A 20,943-nucleotide genomic window follows, 5' to 3' on the forward strand; every position below is an offset into this window, starting at 1 on the left:
CCCTTTTCATATTGAGAAGTCATCCTCAGTGGCGACCGAAGGGCCACCAGGACTTGTCGTTGTCCAGAATGTCGACCCGGGTCTCCTGCAGGTTGCCCGGTTGAGCACCCTGCAGCGCCGCCAGGCTCACCTTGAACTGCTCGGTCGGCTCGACAAACCAGTCATCGATGATCAGCACCTTGACCGACTTGCTGCCCCCCTCGCCCGCGGCCCAGCTCACCGATTGACCGAACCAGGGCAGGAAATCCAGTCCCCAGCGCGCCGTGACCCCGTCAAGGGCCACCCGGGCCTGGGCCGGCTTGCTCAGATCGCCGCTGCGCACCAGCGGGATCTCGGCAAACCACTGCCCCTCGTTCACCGTCATGCTGGCGCGCGCCAGCGAGATGGTGGACGGCGCCAGCTTGTCCTTGATGGTCACCAGGGTCTGGTGCTGCTCGCCCAGGGTCGCGCCACTCGGGTCAAACAGCTCCAGGGTAAAGGTCTCGTCCCCTTCGCGCAGGGTGTCGCTCTTCACCGGGATGCTGATGGTCTGGCTGTCGCTCTGTCCGGCGGCCCAGTGCAAGGTGCCGGTGAGCGGCGCCACGTCGTTGGCATCGGCGCTGCCGTAGGCAATGCGATAACTCACGCTGGCCTCCCCATAGCTGCCGTCGCGGCGCGCCACGCTCAGGGACAGGGTGTTGCCCTCCTCCACGTTGGCAGCGGCGCTATCGAGGCTCAATACCCCGGCGGGCGGCAGCGGATACTGGATGGCCACCAGCACCGGATCGTGATCCGAGGCGCTGAAGGGCCCTTCGGATTTCGCCAGCTGGCCGCTGTACTTGCTGCCGTACTCGAAGAAGTTGCTCTCGGCGGAGTTGATGTGCCAATCCTCGATGCCGATCACCTTGGCCGCGAGGCTCGGGTTTGCCAGGGCGTGATCCAGATTGCCGAGCTCCCCTTCGTAGCTGTAGGAGTAGGTGTCGGTGCCGTGGAAGCGGGTGTTGAGGTTGGTAAGGCCATACCCCTTGCCCAGGGCACTACCGCTCTCCTCGAAGGGCTGACCCGCCAGAGTGGTGAAGGAGGCGCTCATGATCTGGCGCGCCTGAGCGGCCGGATCATAGTCGGTCAGCACCCGGATGGGATCCTCCATGCCGTAGGCGTTCATGTCGCCGATGAGCAGCAGATCCCCGGCCAAATCCTTGAGATGTTCCCCCAGCACCTTGGCGGCGGAAACCCGCAGCGCATTGCAGTGGCCCTGGCCATCCAGCGGATCGGCAGTAGCGTAGTCGGGGTAATCCTCGAAGCAGGCGGAACCCTTGGACTTGAGATGGTTGACCACCAGAGTCAGCGGCGCATCCCCCTTGGGCGAGCTGAAGCGCTGCACCAGTGACTCGCGCATCCCCTGATTGATGGTCACCGGCTTGCCGCTGGCATCCACCGCCTCAGCCTGCTGCACCGGCAGCGCGATGAGGCTGGCAGCCCCCTCCGGGGTCACCTTGGCGGGTCGGTAGATGAGCCCCACCGTGATGGCGTCGGTGCCAATCGGCTTGCCATCCGGCGAGGCAATCCAGCGGTAGTGATCCGCCTCATCCGGCTGGGCGACGTTCAAGGCCGCCACCAGGTTGGCGATGGCGGAGTTGTCGCCGTAGCCGTTGTTCTCGATCTCCATCAGCCCCACCACGTCGGCATTGAGGCGGGTGATGGCGCTGACGATCTTGGTGCGCTGCAGCTCGAACTCCGCCACCGTCAGGGCGCCCCGGTTGCTGCCGGTGGGGTTGGCATCGCCCCCCACCACAGTGGTGAAGAAGTTGAGCACGTTGAAGCTGGCGACCCGCAGATCCCCCGCCTCGGCGAGCTCGGGGGTTTCCACCCGATCCCAGCCGCTGTGATCTATCTGGCTCGCGTCAATGCGGTTGCTGGCCACCAGTCGGAACAGGTTGTAGGAGTAGCCAAGCGCCCCCTCCAGCCCGTTGAGCTTGTCGCCGATGCGCAGGTAACCATCCTCGGCGTTGAAGCCGGGGAACCAGGGCAGCACGCCGTCCGGCGCCTTGGCGTCGGTCTCCACCACCAGCTGGTTCTGCTGGTTGCGCAGGGCCCAGTTGCTCGCCTCCTGGCTCATGGCGGCAAATTTTTGGGTCGACTTGATGAGCGGTGCGCCATAGGCCAGCACCAGGTTGTTGCGCTTGCCGTCGTAATCGAAGCTGAAGTTGCGGGTCACCACCAGGCTGGAGCCCGGCACCAACCGTACCTGCATCCCCTCGTGACGCTCCAGCAGCTGGCTCAGGCTCTCGCCCGCCACCGGCAGCAGATCCACTGCGGCCGGGATGGCCCCCAGCGGCCGGGTCACCACCAGCTCGTCGGCATTGAGCTGGGTCTGGTTGAAATACTCCTTCACCTTGCCAGAGACGCACACTTCGGCCCCCGGCACGATGGCGGCGTTGGCCTTGGTGCTGTAGACGAAGAGGCCGTCGGAGGTGGCCGGATCGCCATCCCCCTGCTCATCTTGAATAAAGAAGCCCTTGTAGAGGCCGCTCACTACCTGGGTCACCACGCCGCGGGTGGCGTAGGCCTGTTCCGATTCGAACTTGCCGGCCGGCACCAGCGGGCTGCTGGTGCCCGGGCCCTGAATGGCGGGCACCGGCACCAGGCTGTCCACCGGGCAGACGAAGGCAGGCGGCTGGGTGCCATCGCAGGGACCATCGCCACTGCAGCCCAGACCGCTGGCGTCATCTTTCGGGGCCGCCACGTATTCCAGCGCCGGATCGAAGGGGGCGGTTGCATCAGCCCGGCCCGTGGTGACGGTGGCCTTGCGGCGCAGGGTCATGTCCAGGGTCGAGACGCCGCCCGACACCCAGGCCGTGCCCGGATCCACCCCCACCTGGCCGAAGCTGTCCACTATCTCGCTGCCGCGATAGAGCACCAGGGCGTCGTCACCGTTGAACACCAGGTTGCCGCTGGTGCGGTTGGCCTTGGCCAGGATCTCGCTGCTGGCGGAGGGGTTGGCCAGCACCAGGGTGGCGCCCGGGGCCAGCGTACCTTGCAGCGTCAGGCTGTTGGTGGGTGATTCGCTGATGGGTTTGCCGTTGGCGTAGAGCGCCAACCGATATTGGGAGAGGTCGACGAGGTCGCTGCCGAGGTTGCTCAGCTCCACCGCCTTGTTGTTGCCCGAGCCTTCCAGGTATTCGCTGATGAGCAGCTGTGCCTGTGCCGGTCCCGCCAGCGCCAGCCCGACGGCCAGCGCTACCAGAGAGTGTCTTCCTGACATGCCAGTTTCCTTTTTCTTTTTGATGTTATGTTTTGCGCCCCGCCAGACGGGCCGCAGCACCTGATTACAACCCTGATTGCGCATCATGGCGGCCTTCGCCGACCATGGCGCCTACTCTGCCCGTTTGCGCGAAGGGTCGCCGCGAGCTGGCTAACAATTACAGAAAAATGTTGCGACCACGTGACAAAAAAGGGAGCTTTTTTCAGACCCCTTGCCACTATTTTCCGTTATTTCCCGCCCACCGGTATTTGCTGCCGCCAATAGGCAAAGGCGGCGCACAAGATGGCGACACAAGCTGACATATCGCGTAAAAACAGTCGCTTGCCACCCAGCGGCTGCCGCCTGTTTATTATTGAGGCGAGCAGGTGGACGACACGGGATAGGTGCCCCCCACTGCCCGCCCGAAATAACGGGATGCGCGCTTGAGCGGCCGAATGAAAATAACCTCTCGGCCTATTTCATGCGCAATCACCTCGCTGCCGAACACGGTTTGCGAGGCTAATCGATGGGCGACCCCGTCACCCCTTGCAGCACTTCTTCACTGCCCGCACCACGTTCTGATAACCGGTGCAGCGGCACAGATTCCCCGACAGCCCGCGGCGGATCTCCGCGTCGGTCAGCGGACGGCGCTCGGTCTTGTCGAGCAGGGCGGCGCTCGCCATCACGAGGCCCGGCGTGCAAAAACCGCACTGCACCGCCCCCTCGTCGATAAAGGCCTGCTGCACGTCGGAGAGCTCATTGCCCTGCCGCTCCCCCTCCACGGTGCGAATGGATTTGCCATCGGCCCACACCGCCAGATAGAGGCAGCTGTCGATCGCCGTGCCATCCACCCGCACGGTGCAGGCGCCGCACTCACCGACACTGCATCCCTCTTTTACGCTGATCAGCCCCTGCCCACGCAGGAAGTGAAGCAGCGACATGGTGGGCGACACAGCATAGGAGTAGGGTTTGCCGTTGATCTCGCACTGGATCGCAACAGTGGGGCAGCTTTGCGGTTGCATCATAGGATCTTGCCTCCGGCACGTTCGACGGCGCAGGTGATCACCCGCTGCGCCAGGGTTTTGATCAGGTGCAGGCGAAACTCTTTGTCTGCCCGCCAGGAGGATCGCGGCGCCACATCGGCCACTACAGCCTCGACAATGGCTGCCAGTGTGGCACGAGTCAGGGGTTGCCCCTCGGCCGCCGCTTCCGCGTGCGGGGTGCGCACCGGCGTTGGGGCCGCCACCCCGTAGGCCAGCCGCAGGCGCTTGAAGTGGCCATCCTCAATCTGGCAGTAGGCGGCGCAGCCGATGGTGGCGATATCCATGGCACCCCGCATGGCATACTTGAAGTAGTGGGAGCCCGCATGCGGGTGCGCGTCCGGGGCAAAGTGAAACGCCACCAGGATTTCCGCCGGTTGCAGTGCCACCTTGCCAGGGCCGGTGTGAAAGCCGGCGATGGGGATGCGGCGCGTGCCATCAGGGCCGGCAATTTCCAGCTCGGCTTCCAGCGCGACAGTCGGCGCCGCCGAGTCGGCACTGGTGGCGCCGTTGCAGATGTTGCCGCCATAGGTGGCGACGTTGCGGATCTGCGGGCCGGCGATGGTAGCGGCGGCTTCGGCCAGCATCGGCAGGCGGCGCTGCACCAGCTCGTTTTCGATGAGCTCGGTAAAGGTGGTGCCAGAGCCGATGCGAATAACGCCGTCAGCCAGCTCGCTTACCCCCTTGAGTTCGGGCAAGTCGTGAATATCGACGATATGGCGATAGGCGGCGTTGAGGTGATGCAGCTGGATCATCACATCGGTGCCACCGGCCAAGAGGCGCGCCTCGGGGTCGGCCTGGCGCAGGGCAACCGCCTCGGCCACGCTGTGGGCCTTGTAGTAACGGGCAATATCAAACATGGTGTTGCTCCTCCCCTGCTCCCTCACCAATCAGACCCGCCGCGACAAACTCCCGGAACAGGGTCTTGGGGGTGATGGGCAGCTCGTTGATGGCCACCCCGGTCGCCATGCGAATGGCGTTACGGATGGCGGGGCCCGGCGAGATGATGGGCGGTTCCCCCAGGGATTTGTGGCCATAGACCGACTGGGGCTCGTAGGTCTGCACGAAGTCGCATTCAAGCTCTGGCAAATCCAGCATGGTGGGAAACTTGTAGTCGAGCAGGTTGGGGTTGCGCACCACGCCGGTCTTGGCGTCGATGATCATCTCCTCGAACAGAGACCAGCCGATCCCCATCCCCATGCCGCCGTGCACCTGCCCCTCCGCCAGCTGCGGGTTGAGGATCTTGCCGGCATCGTGCAGGTTGAGGATGCGGTTGATGGTCACCTTGCAGAGATCGATATCGACGCTGAGATCGACGAAGGTGCAGCCAAAACTGGGCGGGTTGGTGGTGGTCTTGTGGGAGACCTCCGAGGTGATCTGGCCGCCGATGGTGAGGTGGTAATAGGCGTTGACCGACACCTCGGCGACGCTGATGAGCACCTTGTCCGGTGCGCCAGCCAGCACCACGTAGCCGTCGATCAGGGTCAGCGACCCCACATCCTGATGACAGAGCTGGGCCGCCAGCGACAAAATGCGCGCCCGCAACTGCAGCGCCGCCTGATGGATGGCGGGGGCCGCCACATAGCTCTGGCGCGAGGCGAACGAACCCGGATCGTAGGCGGTGATGTCGGTATCCTGGGTCGAGATGACCCGGATCTGCTCAAACGGAATGCCCAAGGTCTGGGCCGCCATCTGGGCAAAGACGGTGTCCGACCCCTGCCCTATCTCGGTGGCGCCGATCTGCAGATTGACGGTGCCATCCTGGTTGAGCAGCATGCGGGCGCCGGCAATTTCGACCCCCACCGGATAGGTGTTGGAGCCGTAACTGAAACAGGCCACCCCGATGCCGCGCCGCACCCGGCTCGCCGGATCCTGCGCCAGACATTCGGCCTTGAGCCGCTCCCACTGGAACTGCTCGCCGCCCCGGCGCAGACACTCGGGCAAGCCGGCGCTGTAGATGGTCTTCTGGTTGACCTGATTGACATCCCCCTCGCGGGCCACGTTGGCGATGCGCACCGCAAGCGGATCCAGACCCAGCTCGGCGCAGGCATCGTCCAGCATGCACTCGAGGGCAAACACCACCTGGGGCGCGCCGTAACCGCGCATGGCACCGGCGGTGGGCAGGTTGCTGTAGAAGGTTTTGGCGTCATAGCCAAAGGCACTGCGCGGATAGAGGTAGCTTATCTTGTTGGCGCCGGCGCTGGCGATGGAGTGGCCGTGGGAGGCATAGCCGCCGGTGTTGGAGAGCACGTCCAGCTGATACCCCTTGAGGGTGCCATCCCGGTTGATGCCGAGGGTGCCGTCGATGGCAAAGCCGTGGCGGGTGCGGGATGCAAAGAAGCACTCCTCCCGGCTCAGGGTCACCTTGACCGGCACGCCGCCGAGCTGGTAGCTCAGAAACGCAGCCATCGGCTCTTCCAGCACATCCTGCTTGTTGCCAAAACCGCCGCCCATGTAGGGCTTGATCACCCGCACGCTGGACCAGGGCAGGCCGAGGGATTTGGCCACCCGGCTGCGCACAATCTGGGGGATCTGGGTGCTGGTGACGACGATGATGTGGTCCGGCTGATCCATGTAGGCGTAGCAGGTCACCGTCTCCAGGTGGCAGTGCTGCACCACCGGCGTCTGGTAGTGCCCCTTGAACTGCAAGTCGGCCGCGGCGATGGCCTGCTCCGGCTCTCCCGCCCGGATCTGGCTCTGGCGCAGCAGGTTGCCGGTCGGGTGGATGGGACAGGCCCCCTCGGCCAGGGCGCTGGCCGCATCCGTCATCACCGGCAGCGGCTCGTAGGTCACCTTGACCAGGGCGGCGGCCTTCTCGGCGACCAGGGGATCACGGGCCACCACGATGGCGACGCCATCGCCGAAGTGGCGCACATGGTCGGTGAGCAGGCGCCGGTCTTTCACGTCACGCTTGGTCTCATCGAGGGACCAGGCGTGACCGGCGGTGCGAAAGCAGGTGGTGGGCACATCCTCGTGGGTGAACACGGCTTCGACCCCGTGCAGGGCCAGCGCCTCGCTGGCATCGATGGTGAGCACCTTGCCGTGGGCGATGGAGCTTCGCACGTACTTGGCGTGGCGCATGCCGAGCATGATGTTGTCGTCGGTGTAGCGGGCGCTGCCGGTCACCTTGGCCTCGGCATCCACCCGCTTGAGCGGTAATCCTATGGACATATGCAAGTCCTTTGTCAGGCAGAAAAAATCAGAACCGGTATAAAAAACAGCAAGATATGCGCCCGTTTCCGGCACGTCGGGCCAACCGGGGGGCAAAGGCGGCGAGCAAAGGGAAGAAGTGTGAAGAAGATCCCATCCGGCGCCCATCAGGCGCTCCGTCATGGCCGTGACCGGTTCCGGAGCAGCAGCCCATGGAGGACTCGGCGGCGCCAGTGCCGAGCGGCGTTATCAATCTGGTAAGCCCCGTTATCAAAATGGTATGAGTTCGGTTTGAAGGGTGGGGCCGGCCAAGAGAGGCTGGCCCCGCGATAGAGAAGGACGCGATGCGGACTAGATGGCCCAGCCGCCGGCGTAGAAGAGCACCAGCGCCAGGGCGATGATGACGGTGCCGACGTTGAGCTTGCGCCACTCCTTCGAGCAGATGCGGCCGATCACCAGGGCACTGAAGCCCAGCATGATGCCGGTGACGATGTTGCAGGTGAGCACGATGAAGACGGCGCACAGCAGGCCGGACATGGCCCCGACGAAGTCATCGAAGTCAAGCCGGGCGACGTTGCTCAGCATCAAGAGTCCCACGTACATCAGGGCCGGCGCCGTGGCATAGGCCGGCACCAGGTAGGAGAGCGGCGAGAGGAACAACATCAGCAGGAACAAGACCCCCACCACGGTGGCGGTAAGGCCGGTCTTGCCGCCTGCCGCCGTGCCCGCCGCCGATTCGATGTAGACGGCGGCCGGCGCGGCCCCCACCAGACCGGAGAAGATGCTGCTGATGGAGTCGGCGCTTAGCGCCTTGCCGCTGTTGATGATGTGGCCATCCTTGTCCAGCAGGTTGGCCTGCCCCGCTACCGCGCGAATGGTGCCGGTGGCATCAAACACCGCCGTCATCACCAGCGCCAGCACGCTTGGCAGCACCAGCGGCGAGAGCGCCCCCATGATATCCAGGCTGAAGATGAGGGACTTGCCCTGCTCGTCGGCGAGGCTCGGCATGGCGAACAGTCCCTGGTACTTGACCGCCGGATCGAAGATGAGGCCGAAAATGGAGATGGCGATGATCACCAGCAGGATCCCGCCCGGCACCTTGAGCTTCTCCAGCCCGACGATGACCGCCAGCCCGATGAGGGACATGATGACCGGCATGGAGGTAAAAGCCCCCAGCGCCACCGGCAGCCCCTCCAGCGGGTTCTTGATCACCAGCCCCACCCCGTTGGCGGCGATCAGCAGCAGGAAGAGCCCGATGCCGATGCCGGTGCCGTGGGCGATCCCCATCGGCAGGTTGTCGAGGATCCAGCTGCGCACCCCGGTCACCGAGATGGCGGTAAACAGCACCCCCATCAGAAAGACGGCGCCGAGCGCCACCGGGATGGAGATCTGCTGCCCCAGCACCAGGCTGAAAGCGGTAAAGGCGGTGAGCGAGATGGCGCAGCCGATGGCCATCGGCAGCTTGGCCCAGAGCCCCATCAGCAGCGAACCAAAGCCCGCCACCAGACAGGTGGCCACGAACACGGCGCCGGGGGGAAAGCCCGCCTTGCCGAGCATGCTGGGCACCACGATCACCGAATAGACCATGGCGAGGAAGGTGGTGAGCCCCGCCAGCACCTCCTGGCGCACATTGCTGCCCCGCTCGCTGATCATGAAGTAGCGATCAAGCGCGCCGCCGGCGGGCTGTCGTCCCGCCGCCGCCCCCTTGTCCGCAACTGCCCCGTCCATCTCGTTTATCCTGCTTGTCTGGCTCATGGCCGACTCCTTCCTGCATCCCTGAATGTGTCGTGACGAAATGGCGGTCGGTGCCGTGGATCTCTGCTGCCACGGTCGCCGGCATCATGGGGTTGGCAGGCAAGGCAAACGTTTGACTTGCCGTCTAAAAAAACCGGGCCATTTCACCTGCTGTGGCGGGGCAAGCGCCTCGCCTGTCGTGCGGCGCAGGCACCACGCTGGTCCCTGCTGCCGTGTTCCCGGGGCGAGCATGCCCGCCCCTCTGCTTTGAAAACCGGATCAGCCCCGCTCGTGCACCAGCTGACCATCCACGTAGGTGCGATAGATGGATCTGTCATCCCCCAGGGTCAGCAGCACGAACAGCTTGTCGCGCAAGGTGGTGGAGTTGTCGTAGCGCAGCTGCTGCAACGGGGTGGCGACCGGGTCGAGCACCACGAAGTCCGCCTCCTTGCCCACCGCGAAGCTGCCGATCTGCTCGTCCAGCCCCAGCGCATGGGCGCCGCCCAGGGTGGCCAGGTAGAAGGCCTGATAGGCCGAGAGCCGCTCGCCCTGCAACTGCATCACCTTGTAGGCCTCGTTGAGGGTCTGCAGCATGTTGAAGGTGGTGCCGGCGCCGATGTCGGTGCCCATCCCCACCTTCACCTGCTTGTGCCACGCCTTGTGCAGCTTGAAGAGGCCACTGCCCAGATAGAGGTTGGAGGTGGGGCAGAAGGCGATGGTGGAGCCGGTCTCCTTCAGGCAATCCCACTCCTGCTCCTCCAGATGAACGCAGTGGGCAAACACGCAGTTGTGGCCGGTGAGCCCGTGCTGGTGATAGACGTCGAGATAGCCCTGATGCTCTGGGAAGAGGGATTTGACCCAGGCTATCTCGTCCTTGTTCTCACACAGGTGGGTGTGCAGATAGGTGGTCGGGTACTCTTCGCGCAGTCGCCTCGCCATCGCCAGCTGCGCCGGGGTCGAGGTGGGGGCAAAGCGCGGCGTGATGGCGTAGAGCAAGCGGCCATTGCCGTGCCAGCGCTCGATGAGCGCCTTGCTCTGTTCATAACTGCTCTCGGCAGTATCGAGCAGATAATCGGGCGCGTTGCGATCCATCATCACCTTGCCGGCGATCATCCGCATGTTGATGCGGCTGGCCGCCTCGAACAGAGCATCCACCGATTCGGGGTGGACGGTGCCAAACACCAGCGCCGTGGTGGTGCCGTTTCGCAGCAACTGCTTGATGAAGAAGGTGGACATCTCGCGGGCATACTCGAGATCGTTGTAGCGCCGCTCGGCCGGGAAGGTATGGCGGTTGAGCCACTCCAGCAGCTGCTCGCCATAGGCCCCCACCATCTCGCTTTGCGGGTAGTGGATGTGGGTGTCGACGAAGCCGGGCACTATCATCTTGCCGCGATAGTCGCGCACCCGCACCTGGGCTGGAATGCGATCACGGCCCTCCTCCCACTGGCCGAACCAGTCGATGCAGCCGTTGCGGATGATCAGCAGGCCGTCTTCGATGAGGCGGGCATTGGGCTCTATCTCCTCGGGCTGGCTCACCACCCGGGTGATGTCAAAGAAGCTGCCGCGCACCGCCTTGACGGAGTTGTCGTTTTTCATCTCTCAATTCCCTCTTGTTGTTCGTTAGCCGCGATCCACTTGCGGGGCGCGTACCTGGGCCTCGTCCGTTGCCAGCCCCTGTTGGCGGGCGGTGGCCGACGGAGCGGGCCGGGTGGCAAAACGGGTGTCGGGCTTGTCGCTCAGCTGGATCAGCTCCACCGCCTCGGCGGCATTGGCGGCCGCCTTGCGCTTGCGGCTTTGCGGCAACACCAGATTCATGATGATGGCGGTGATGCCGCCAGCGCAGATGGGGTTCTCAACCAGCATGTAGATCCCCGCCGGCAGCACCTTGAACACGTTCGGGTCGTAGGAGACCCCAAGCCCCAGCCCGAGCGAGGTGGCGACGATCAGGGTTTCGCGCCGATCGAAGCCGTGACTGATGATGATGCGCCCGCCGGCGATGGCGATCATGGAGAACATGATGACCATGGCGCCCCCCATTACCGGCGACGGTATGGTGGTGAAGAAGCGCCCCACCACCGGGAAGAGGCCGAGCAGCACCAGGATGACGGCGATGAACTTGCCCACGTGGCGCGAGGCCACCCCGGTCATCTGGATGACGCCGTTGTTCTGGGCAAAGGTGGTGAGCGGCAGGGAGCCGAGCGCCGAGGCGATCACCGACACCAGGCCGTCCGCCAGCACGCCGCCGGAGAGCCGTTTTTGAAACTCGGGGCCCTGGATCTGCCGGTGGGAGACCATGGCGGTGGCGGTGATGTCCCCCACCGCCTCCAGCACGCTCAACAGATAGATGGTGCCGGCCAGCACGAAGGCGTGCAGATCGAAAGAAAAACCGTACTTGAACGGGATGGGCACAGTGATGAGTGGCAGGTTCTCAAGGGCGGAGAAGTCCACCATGCCGAGCATCAGGGCCACCGCATAGCCCACCAGCAGGCCGATGGCGATGCCGCTCATGCGAAGCAAAGGGCTTTTGCTGCAGTTGAAGGCGACGATGACGCAGAGCACCAAGAGCCCCAGGCCGATGTTCTCGTATTTGCCGAAGGTGCCGCTGCTCATGGCGGAGAAGCCGCCGCCAAAGTCGATGATCCCCACCTTGATGAGGCTCAGGCCAATCATCAGCACCACTACCCCGCTCACGGTGGGGGTGATCACCCGCTTGAGATAGGGCAGCACGAAGGAGGAGCCCATCACCAGGAAGGCCCCGACGAAGGAGACCCCGAGCAGGGTCGAGACGATCAGCTCCTCGTGCAGGCCATCTTTTTTCATGGCGCTGCCAAGCGCGATCATCACGGTGACGAAGGAGAAGTTGACCGACTGGATGGAGAGCAGCCCCGAGCCGATGGGGCCGTAGCGGTTCACCTGCAGCCAGGTGCCGATGCCGGAGGCGATCATCGCCATGGAGACCAGGTAGGCGGTGGTCTCGGTGGAGAGGCCAAGGGCCCCGCCCACGATGAGGGCCGGCGTCACCATGGGCACGAAGATGGCCAGCAGGTGGGTCACGGCCCCCATCAGGGTTTGGTAAAAGGGAGGTTTGTCTTCGAGCGCGTAAATCAGGTCCGAGTGCTTGCGTGTTGTTTTAGACATCTTGATTGTCCCATCACACAGAATATGGGCGGAGTACTCATTCCGCTGTCAGGTGCTGGGGGCGAGCCTGCGCCCGCCCCTCACCTTTTCTTTTGTTATGCCGACGCTTGTTGCTCCAGCTTGCCCAGTTCGCGCAGGATCTGCTCCGGCGTGAAGTGCCACTTGCGCAGCCAGACACCGCAGGCGTCGTGGATGGCGGTGGCGATGGCGGGCGCCGCGCCGTTGACCCCGATCTCCGAGATGGACTTGGCGCCGTAAGGGCCGACCTTGTCGTCACTCGGTACCAGGAAGGCCCGAAAATCGCGCGGAATGTCGCCAATCTTGGGCGCGCCATAGCTCTTGAGATCCCGGGTGAGCGGGATGCCCTTGCCGTCGTAGCAGATCTCCTCGGTCAATGAGTGGCCGATGGCCCGCATGGTCGCCCCGTAGATCTGGCCGAGCGCCAGCTCCGGGTTGATGGGGGTGCCGCAGTCGAGCAGGGCGTAGAACTTGTCGAGCCGGATCTCGCCGGTTCTGACATTGACCGCCACCTCGGCGAAGTTGGCGCCATACGGGAAGGCGAGCTCCGAGGTGATGTAGCTGGCGGTGCCCACCAGGATACCGAAGCCGGTACCGGTCTCGGCCTTGTGGGCCAGCTTGGCGAGGCTCACCTCCCCCAGCTTGCCGCGCACCAGGCCCGGGAACGCCAGCTCAACATCGGCTACCGGCTCGCCCAGCATGGCGGCACCGTGGAACAGGATCTTCTCCTTGAGGTTCTCGGCCGCCTTCTTGGCCGCGTTGCCGGAGAAGCAGGTGCCCGACGAGGCGTAGGCCCCCTTGTCGAACAGGGCGTGGTCGGTGTCACCGGAGATGACGTGCACATCCCCGAGCGGGCAGTGCAGCACTTCGGCGGTCAGCTTGGCCACCACGGTATCGAGGCCGGTGCCGATATCGGCGCCACCGGAGTGGACGATAAAGGTGCCGTCCGATTCCAGCTTGACCATGCAGTTGGCTTGGTCGATGTCCGGGATCCCCGATTTTTGCATGATGATGGCGACGCCACGGCCGATGCGCCAATCCCCGTCGGCGGGTTTGGGGCTATCCCAGGCAATCAGCTCGCGACCCTGCTTGAGGATGGGTTCGAGGGCGCAACTGGCCGCGTGGGGCACCGAGGTAGGCATCTTGCCCTCGCCGATGGCACCCAGCACCTTGAGGATGTCCCCCTCATGCACCCGGTTGTGCTCCACCATCTCGAGCTGATCGATGCCGAGTTTCTCGGCAAGTTCGGCAATGGCCATGGTCAGCGCGAAGTTGCCCTTGGGCGCGCCATAACCCTGATAGGCGCCAGTCGGACAGATGTTGCTGTAGTAGGTGTTGACGGTAAAGCGCACGTTCTCGCACGGATAGAGCGGCAAAGAGAGCGCCGGGCCGTTGCTCGGCACCGTCAAGGAGTGGTTGCCGTAAGGGCCTGTGTTGGCGCGAAAATCCATCTCGATGGCGGTGATGGTGCCATCTTTCTTGGCCCCCACTTTCACCTTCACCTTGGCCACGTGGCGGGAGGTGTTGCTGATGAACTCCTCTTCACGGGTGTAGCGGAAGGTAACCGGGCGGCCGGTCACCTTGGTCGCCCAGGCGCACACCTCTTCCAGCAGGATATCCTGCTTGGAGCCAAAGCCGCCCCCTACCCGCTCCTTGATCACATGCACCTGGTGCTGCTTCATGCCGACGATGCGCGCCACCTGACGGCGCACGTGCCACGGCACCTGGGTGGAGGCGTGAATGACCAGACGATCGCCATCCATATAGGTGAAGCAGATGTGCGGCTCGGTCGGGCACTGCTGGGCCTGGGTCGATTCGTAGGTGCGCTCGACAATCTCGTCCGCCTCGGCAAAGCCCTTGGCCACATCACCGATCTGGCCATGGACGCTGGCGGCCAGGTTCTCGTGGGGACGGGAGCCGATGGGGAAGTTGATGATCATGTGCTCGTCGCCGCGGCGCACCGAGCAGGCGTTCTGCTGCTCCAGATCCGCCGGCGCCCCGGCCATGTAGACGATGGGCTCGTCATGCACCAGCGGTGCATTCGGGGCCATCGCCTCGTCAATGCTCATGACCGCCGGCAGCACCTGATACTCGACCTCGATGAGTTTGAGCGCGGCCAATGCGATGGCTTCGCTCTCGGCCACCACGGCGGCCACCCGATCCCCCACGTGACGCAGCTTGCGGCCAAACATGCGGCGATCGAGCGGTGAAGGCTCGGGGGCACTCTGGCCACCCGGGGTGTAGTAGATATCCGGGCAGTTTAGGTGAGTGATGACATGCACCACCCCCGCCATGGCTTCGGCGCGGCTCACGTCGAGTTTGGTGATCACCGCATGGGGATGGGGGCTGCGCAGCATCTTGATGACCAGCGCATCCTCGGTGACCCGATCCTCCACGTAGCAGGGCTTGGCCTGCACCATCTTGGCGGCGTCCACTTTCGGGCAGCTCTTGCCGATGTGGCGCAGATCGTCACGAAATTCGGGGGCTATCTGGCACAGGTAATCGGGATCCTTCATCCGTGAACTGGCAAGCTCGATGGCCTGATAGAACTGCTGGTAGCCGCCGTCCCGGTGAAAGAGACCCGAGAGGGCATCGTCGATTTGATCACGGGTCGGTTCGGGATGGCGATCAAGCAGGTCGGTGACGATGAGCGCCGCAGCCGGATCGTTGTAGCCGGACTGCACCACGCCCACGTCCACCATGGCCTGCTGCACCAGGCTGAGCTGGTTCCAGCTGCCCAGCGACTCGGCGGTGCGCACCTGCGCCCCCTCCAGCTGGGCGGCGATCAGCAGGGAGGCGTTGATCACCTTGCCGTTGAACAGGATGGCGTCGGAGCCGGCAAAGCCGAAGCCGTCGTCGCTGTTGCGCACCGAGTGCATCCGGCACTGGTTGAACAGCACCCGCTGGGCATTCTCGCCCGCCGGAGCGATGACGGTGCGCAGGGCACCGTTCAGGGTAAAGTTGAGTTCCATCATGCCTGTACCTCCTGCTGCTGGCACTCCACCAGCAGATCCGCCACCACCACGCCGCTGATATAGCGCTTGTAGGCCACGCTGCCACCGAGATCTGCGCACGGTGCAATCATCGCGCTCACCGCCGCCTCCAGCGCCGCATCCCGCAGCTCATGACGCTCCACGTCCCGCAGACGCATCGGTTGCGGCGTGACACCCGCCAGGGCGACCCGCATCTCGCCAAGGGCATCGAGGGCCACCGCAGCAGTCATCACCGCCAGGCCATCGGCGTTGCGGCTGATGCGGCGAGTGGCGCAGCGCAGCTCGGGCTCCGGCAGCACCACCCCCAGCACCAGCTCCTTGCGCTGACCGGCCAGGTAGGCATCGATGGGTTGCAGCTGGTTGTTCTCCAGCACCACCACGGCTTCGAGCACCAGCAGTACCGGCAGCAGCGGGGAGTCCTGCTGCTGGCAGGCAATTTCGCCGCCGAGGGTGGCCTGATTGCGCAGATGGCGGGAGTAGACAAACCCCAGCGCCTCGCACAGGGCGGCCGGGGTACGGGGGTCGTCTTTGAGGGCTTGCAGGGTAACGGTGGCGCCGATGTGGAGCTGACCGTGCTGCTGCTCAATCTGGCCAAGCCCGAGCTTGTCCAGCGAGATGGCGACCTTCTTGTCGGTGCGGGTCGGCGCGGCGTTGAGCTTGCTGCCGCCCCCCATGTAGACGGCGTCGTTGCCGAAGCGGGCCTTGAGTTCCAAAGCCTGACCCAGTTGCTCGGGTCGGAAGAATTGCTCAATCATGTGTCGTCCTTACTCTTGCTGCCCGCCGTCGGGAAAATCCACAGGGCGGGCAATCCAGTCCAAACGTGCGGAGGGTGGCCTTAGGCCAACGCGTCCATTCGTTGCCACAGGCGGCTCGCCACCTTGCTGGCCTGCTCATAAAGGGGCTCGACGTCAAAGGCGAACTCGCGATCCTGATAGACCATGCGCCCCTCCACCATCACGCTGTTGACCGAGGATGAGCCCATGCCAAAGGCAAGATGGCCGCCCAGGTTGCGCGGTGCCAGCGGGGTCGGTGCGGCGTAATCACAGATGGTGAGGTCGGCCTTGTAACCTGGCTCCAAGCGGCCAAATTTTGCGCCGAAATTGCGTTCCAACAGGGTGTTGCCGTTCCAGAGGAACCGGGCAAAGCTGTCGGGCCAGAGCGCTCCGCCGGCATCTTTGTGTTTGAAGTAGGCGAATTTGAGCTCTTCGAGCATGTCGGAGCCGATACCATCGGTGCCAAGTGCCAGATTGCGATACTCCGGCAGGTGCATGTTGTAGCCCACATGGTTGTTCATGTTGGAGCGGGCGTTGTGCACCAGGAAGGCATCGCGGCTGTTGAGCAGTTCGATGTCAGCCGGGCTCAGGTAGATGCCGTGGGCGATCAGGGTCTTGCTGTCGACAAGGCCAAACTCGTCCAGCCGGGCGATGGGTTCCTTGCCATAGTGGTGGTGACCGTGGGCCATATCGTAGCGGTCTTCCGCCACATGGATATGCAGCCCGCGGCCGGTGACCTGCACCGCTTCGCGCAGCATGGCCAGCCCCTCGTCGGGTACGGTGAAGGGGGCGTGAGCACCGATATGGGCCTCCACCAGATAGGGTTCGTTCCCCTTGGCTTTGGCCGCATCGATCTGTTGGGCGAACAATATGTTCTCCTCCACCCCGGCCTGCAGCTCGGCGAGGCCGCCGTTGCGATCCGTGGTCTCGAAGCAGGTCATGCCGCGCAGACCCGCCTCCACAAACCCTTTACGCAGCACATTCAGCGAGCCCTTGATGAAGTTGGGCGAAGCGTGGTGGTCGATCACCGCACTGCAGCCGCTCTTGATCGCTTCCAGCGAGCAGATGAGGCCGCTGTAGTAGAGGGACTCTTCATCGAGCGCCCGATCCAGCCGCCACCAGAGGTTTTTCAGGGTGGAGATAAAGTCCGGACAGGGGGCTATGTTGGCCATGATCCCCCGCGACAGACCGGAGTAGAAGTGGTTGTGGGCACAGACGATGCCCGGCATCACCAGCTTGCCACCCATCTCCCGATAGTTGGCCTGCGGGTAGAGGGCCCGCAGATTGGGCCCCACCGCTTTGATAAGCGATCCTTCGATAGCGATATCCACCCCTTCCAGCACCAGGGTCGGCTCCAGCTGGACGGCGGTGACGTTTTTCAGAATAAACATGGTTGGCTCCTTCGCTTATTCGTTGTTCGCTCAGGCCTCGACGGCCCCCAGCAGGTAGTGGTGATGGGCGTGGACATGGCTGATGATGCGGCACATGTCGCCAAGGGCCGCTGGCGCATCCTTGATCCGGCTCTGGGCGTCGATGGTCAGGCGATAGGTCTCGCCACCCTGACGTACCCGCAGCTCACCACCGCCCGCCAGATAGAAACCGGGGTTGCGGCTGTTGTCGAAGTCCTCGGGCAGGCTGAAGATGGTGACCTTGTCCTGATAGGGCTTGCCCTGCCACGGGCAGAACTGGGCGCAGTTGCCGCACTCGTTGCAGTAGGCATCCAGGTGCAATGTCTGGAACTGATCCTTAAAGCCCGGCACCGCGATGGCGACGTTGGCCCGGTTGGGACAGACATCCACGCACTTGCTGCAGAGGTAGTTGCACTCGAGGCAGCGGTGCGCCTCCTGCGCCACGAAGGCCTCCCGCTCGCCCTTGTCAACCAGGGTGACGGCGATGTTTCCCTTGCGGCGGTAGATCTCATCCTTGCCCGACGGCTGGGTGGTCACGTCATGCTGCTGGCTGGCGATATGCTCACGGGCCAGCACCAGATCCGCGGCGCGGCGGGCACCGCCGATGGCACCGACGATGGAGGACGGGCCGCTCTGCACGTCACCGATGAGGAAGACGTTGCGACGGCTGGTTTCGCCGGTCTGGCCATCCACCTCGGGCCAGCCATCGCTGCCAAGGGGAATGCCCATGGCTTTGAGCACCTCGCAGTCAGGCTGCTCGCCGATGGCGGTGATCAGGGCATCCATCTGCATCACCTCGGTCTGCTCGGTGGGCACCGGACGGCGGCGGCCCTGCTCGTCAGGATCCCCCAGCGCCATCATCCTCACAGTGAGCTTGCCATCTTTCTCAAAGCGCTCCGGATTGGTGAGGAAGCAGAAACGCACCCCATCCTCCACCGCTTCCAGATACTCCTCGCGATAGGCGGGCATCTCTTTTTCGCTGCGACGGTAGATCACGGTGACATCGCTGACACCCGGCACCTTGAGGGCGGCGCGGGCGCAGTCCATGGCGGTGTTACCGGCGCCGACCACAGCCACATGGCGGCCCAGCGGCAGCGGTTTGCCCTGATTGAAGCTGCGCAGGAAATGGAAAGATCTGTAGACCCGATCATGACCCCCTTCGAGACGCATGCCGCCATTCTTGTCGGCGCCGATGCCGACGAAGACATAGGTAAAGCCCTGGGCGTGCAGCTTGTCGACGGTGAGCGCCGGATCGCAACCAAACTCGAACTTGACCCCGTGGGCGGCGACAAAGTCGATGTCGTGCTGGATAAGCTCGGCCGGGATGCGGAACTCGGGGATGATGTGCCTGACCACGCCACCGGCATCCGCTTCGCGCTCGAACACGGTGACCGGATGACCGGCACGGGCCAGGAAGTAACCGGCGGAGAGACCGGCCGGACCGGCGCCAATGACCGCAACCGGGTGCTTGTCACCACTGCCTGCCGGTTTGTGCCAGCGCGCCTTGTACCCTTCCCAGCCCAACTCGAGGGCCACCTTTTTCAGCTCGCGGATATTGAGCGGGCTGTCGTAATCGAGACGGGTGCAGTTGTACTGGCACTGGTGATCGCAGATATGGCCGGTGATGGCAGGCAAGGCGTTGCGCTGATAGATCAGCTCAAGGGCAGCGACATATTCCCCCTCGCCCATCAGGCGAATGTACTCGGGGATATCCTGATGCACGGCGCAAGCAGTAACGCAGGGCGCCACGTAGCAGTCGGTCAGCGGCAGGCCGCCACCCACTTCGATGCGATCCTCGGACTTCCACTCCTTCTGGGTGTAATCCATGGTGAGCGCCTTGGCGGCAAGGGCCTCCAGCTTCTCGACATCTACCTGACTCATACCCCAGCTATCGGAGGCGTCGATCTCTTTGAGGCACTCGATCTGACGCAGGTAGCCACCCGGTTTGAGCAGGTCGGTGGCCATGGTGATGGGACGAATGCCGGTCTCGAAGATATCGCTGATGTTGAACTTGCTGGCGCCGCCCGAGTAGGAGATGGGCAGCTTGCCATCGAAGGCGCGGGACAGCACGGCCGCCACGTTGATGGAGAGCGGGAACAGCGCCCGACCGGACATATACATCTCATCGCCGGGCAGCGCCCCCTTGCGGTTGATGGTGCCAAGGGTGTTGGTCAGCTTGACCCCGAAGGTGAGCCCCTTCTCGGCCCCCAGCACCATCAAGCGGGTCAGCATGGCCTTGGCCTGATCCAGCTTGAGGTCGTGATCGAACGACGCTTCGCTCAGCCCAATGTAATCAAAGCCGCAGGTGTCGAGGATCTCGCGCACCCGCGGATAGCCCAGCAGGGTCGGGTTCAGTTTGACGAAGGTGTTGAGCCCCTTCTCCTCCAGCATGTAGCGGCAGATGGCCTCTATTTCGTTGGGCGGGCAGCCGTGCATGGTGGAGAGGGTGACACCGTGCACCAGCTTGGCCGGGATGCGCTCCACCAGCTGTTGCAGACGAGCGCGCCGCGCCCCCAGCCCCAGCTCGGCGATAAATTGCTCGTCGGCCACGAGGTCACGTACCACCTGCTGGTACTCGGCAAATTTCGGATTGCTGCCGGCATCCATCAGGCTGTGGATGAACTGCTGCATCGGTGGCTGTTTGATGCCATCAAGGTTGTACCCCACGCTCATGTTGAAGATGAAGGACTTGGCCTCTCCCTCAAGGCGCGGGTCGAACACCTCCTCCAGCAGATAGAGGGCAAACCAGGCTTTCAGATACTCGTCAAACGCCTTGGGCAGGGTGAACTCGGTGGACCACTCGGTGTTGAAGCATTCGTCTTCGGCATCGATGCAGGGCTTTTCCAGTTCGAGACGGTCCAGGATCTGCACCGTCTTGAGCTCGATAAAGCGCCCGCCGGTCAGCCAGGAGGTGACGATGTTCTGGGCCAACTGGGTATGGGGGCCGGCTGCCGGGCCGATGGGGGTCTCGCAGGTTTCACCGAACACCTTGATCTTGCGCTCGTCCTGCTTGCGATAGAATTGCGCGGCGGGAATGCCGAAGATGGATTGACTCGCTTTATATTCCGAGAAGATACGGACCAGAAGGTTCTTGAAGGGAACGGGTCGCATAATATCGCCCATGATGATCTCCTTGCAGCGGCACTGCTCATTGACAGGGTGAATAAATGGGGCCCATCCACAACCACGCATAAAAAGCCCCTTAAAACTGACAAGAGCAACAATCAGGCCAGCGCCGGATCTTTTTATTTTTCAGCCATAAAAACGTGAGGCACCTCCAATTAATAAAACATCGAAAGCCGATACCAGTTTCGACAATGAGAGTGGCTATCAACACCGAGTTTAAATAATGGAAACGCCGCCCTCACGGCTAAAAATGATCTCACTTTGGCGCGGCGCGCTATCAGTTTGATAAAGAGCGAGGCCGCCGCCATTATCAGGCCGGCCAGGATGATAACGGCCGCT

Annotated in this window: 11 protein-coding genes; all 11 read right to left on the reverse strand. The window is 63.6% G+C overall.

Annotated features, from left to right (window positions below; all coding sequences use genetic code 11):
- Positions 1-25: 25 nt before the first annotated feature.
- The 11 genes from OKB87_RS01320 to ygfK all read right to left on the reverse strand — a co-directional run bounded on the left by OKB87_RS01320 (position 26) and on the right by ygfK (position 20,601).
- Complete coding sequence (locus OKB87_RS01320; protein WP_270826188.1) at positions 26-3,244, reverse strand: ExeM/NucH family extracellular endonuclease; 3,219 nt, start codon at positions 3,242-3,244, stop codon at positions 26-28.
- A 518-nt stretch (positions 3,245-3,762) separates the two neighbouring features.
- A complete protein-coding gene (xdhC, locus tag OKB87_RS01325) occupies positions 3,763-4,248 on the reverse strand; it encodes a xanthine dehydrogenase iron sulfur-binding subunit XdhC (protein WP_065477407.1) in 486 nt (161 codons plus the stop codon).
- Complete coding sequence (gene xdhB, locus OKB87_RS01330) at positions 4,245-5,123, reverse strand: xanthine dehydrogenase FAD-binding subunit XdhB (protein WP_270826189.1); 879 nt, start codon at positions 5,121-5,123, stop codon at positions 4,245-4,247. The genes xdhC and xdhB overlap by 4 nt, the downstream gene beginning before the upstream one ends.
- Entirely contained in the window at positions 5,116-7,434 is a 2,319-nt protein-coding gene (gene xdhA, locus OKB87_RS01335; protein WP_270826190.1) for a xanthine dehydrogenase molybdenum-binding subunit XdhA, read from the reverse strand. Before xdhA ends, xdhB begins: the two co-directional genes overlap by 8 nt.
- 330 nt (positions 7,435-7,764) lie before the next feature.
- Entirely contained in the window at positions 7,765-9,141 is a 1,377-nt protein-coding gene (locus tag OKB87_RS01340; RefSeq protein WP_011706033.1) for an NCS2 family permease, read from the reverse strand.
- Positions 9,142-9,426: 285 nt separating this feature from the next.
- The gene (gene guaD, locus OKB87_RS01345) at positions 9,427-10,743 is read right to left on the reverse strand and encodes a guanine deaminase (RefSeq protein ID WP_016350797.1); all 1,317 of its coding nucleotides are present in this window, start codon (positions 10,741-10,743) and stop codon (positions 9,427-9,429) included.
- Positions 10,744-10,767: 24 nt separating this feature from the next.
- Complete coding sequence (locus OKB87_RS01350) at positions 10,768-12,285, reverse strand: nucleobase:cation symporter-2 family protein (protein ID WP_270826191.1); 1,518 nt, start codon at positions 12,283-12,285, stop codon at positions 10,768-10,770.
- A 95-nt stretch (positions 12,286-12,380) separates the two neighbouring features.
- Positions 12,381-15,278, reverse strand: coding sequence for a molybdopterin-dependent oxidoreductase Mo/Fe-S-binding subunit (locus OKB87_RS01355; RefSeq protein WP_270826192.1), 2,898 nt, complete (start codon positions 15,276-15,278; stop codon positions 12,381-12,383).
- Positions 15,275-16,051, reverse strand: coding sequence for a molybdopterin-dependent oxidoreductase FAD-binding subunit (gene ygfM / locus OKB87_RS01360; protein WP_270826193.1), 777 nt, complete (start codon positions 16,049-16,051; stop codon positions 15,275-15,277). Before ygfM ends, OKB87_RS01355 begins: the two co-directional genes overlap by 4 nt.
- Before the next feature lie 80 nt (positions 16,052-16,131).
- Complete coding sequence (gene ssnA / locus OKB87_RS01365; RefSeq protein WP_270826194.1) at positions 16,132-17,460, reverse strand: putative aminohydrolase SsnA; 1,329 nt, start codon at positions 17,458-17,460, stop codon at positions 16,132-16,134.
- A 30-nt stretch (positions 17,461-17,490) separates the two neighbouring features.
- A complete protein-coding gene (ygfK, locus tag OKB87_RS01370) occupies positions 17,491-20,601 on the reverse strand; it encodes a putative selenate reductase subunit YgfK (RefSeq protein ID WP_270826195.1) in 3,111 nt (1,036 codons plus the stop codon).
- Positions 20,602-20,943: the final 342 nt, after the last annotated feature.

Origin of the sequence: Aeromonas sp. Y318-1, assembly GCF_027706125.1 — a bacterium.
Taxonomy (GTDB): domain Bacteria; phylum Pseudomonadota; class Gammaproteobacteria; order Enterobacterales; family Aeromonadaceae; genus Aeromonas; species Aeromonas hydrophila.

Coding starts and splice junctions, on each gene's coding strand:
- OKB87_RS01320 (WP_270826188.1), bottom strand. CDS start 3,244: ATGTCAGGAAGACACTCTCTGGTAGCGCTGGCCGTCGGGCTGGCGCTG.
- xdhC (WP_065477407.1), bottom strand. CDS start 4,248: ATGATGCAACCGCAAAGCTGCCCCACTGTTGCGATCCAGTGCGAGATC.
- xdhB (WP_270826189.1), bottom strand. CDS start 5,123: ATGTTTGATATTGCCCGTTACTACAAGGCCCACAGCGTGGCCGAGGCG.
- xdhA (WP_270826190.1), bottom strand. CDS start 7,434: ATGTCCATAGGATTACCGCTCAAGCGGGTGGATGCCGAGGCCAAGGTG.
- OKB87_RS01340 (WP_011706033.1), bottom strand. CDS start 9,141: ATGGACGGGGCAGTTGCGGACAAGGGGGCGGCGGCGGGACGACAGCCC.
- guaD (WP_016350797.1), bottom strand. CDS start 10,743: ATGAAAAACGACAACTCCGTCAAGGCGGTGCGCGGCAGCTTCTTTGAC.
- OKB87_RS01350 (WP_270826191.1), bottom strand. CDS start 12,285: ATGTCTAAAACAACACGCAAGCACTCGGACCTGATTTACGCGCTCGAA.
- OKB87_RS01355 (WP_270826192.1), bottom strand. CDS start 15,278: ATGATGGAACTCAACTTTACCCTGAACGGTGCCCTGCGCACCGTCATC.
- ygfM (WP_270826193.1), bottom strand. CDS start 16,051: ATGATTGAGCAATTCTTCCGACCCGAGCAACTGGGTCAGGCTTTGGAA.
- ssnA (WP_270826194.1), bottom strand. CDS start 17,460: ATGTTTATTCTGAAAAACGTCACCGCCGTCCAGCTGGAGCCGACCCTG.
- ygfK (WP_270826195.1), bottom strand. CDS start 20,601: ATGGGCGATATTATGCGACCCGTTCCCTTCAAGAACCTTCTGGTCCGT.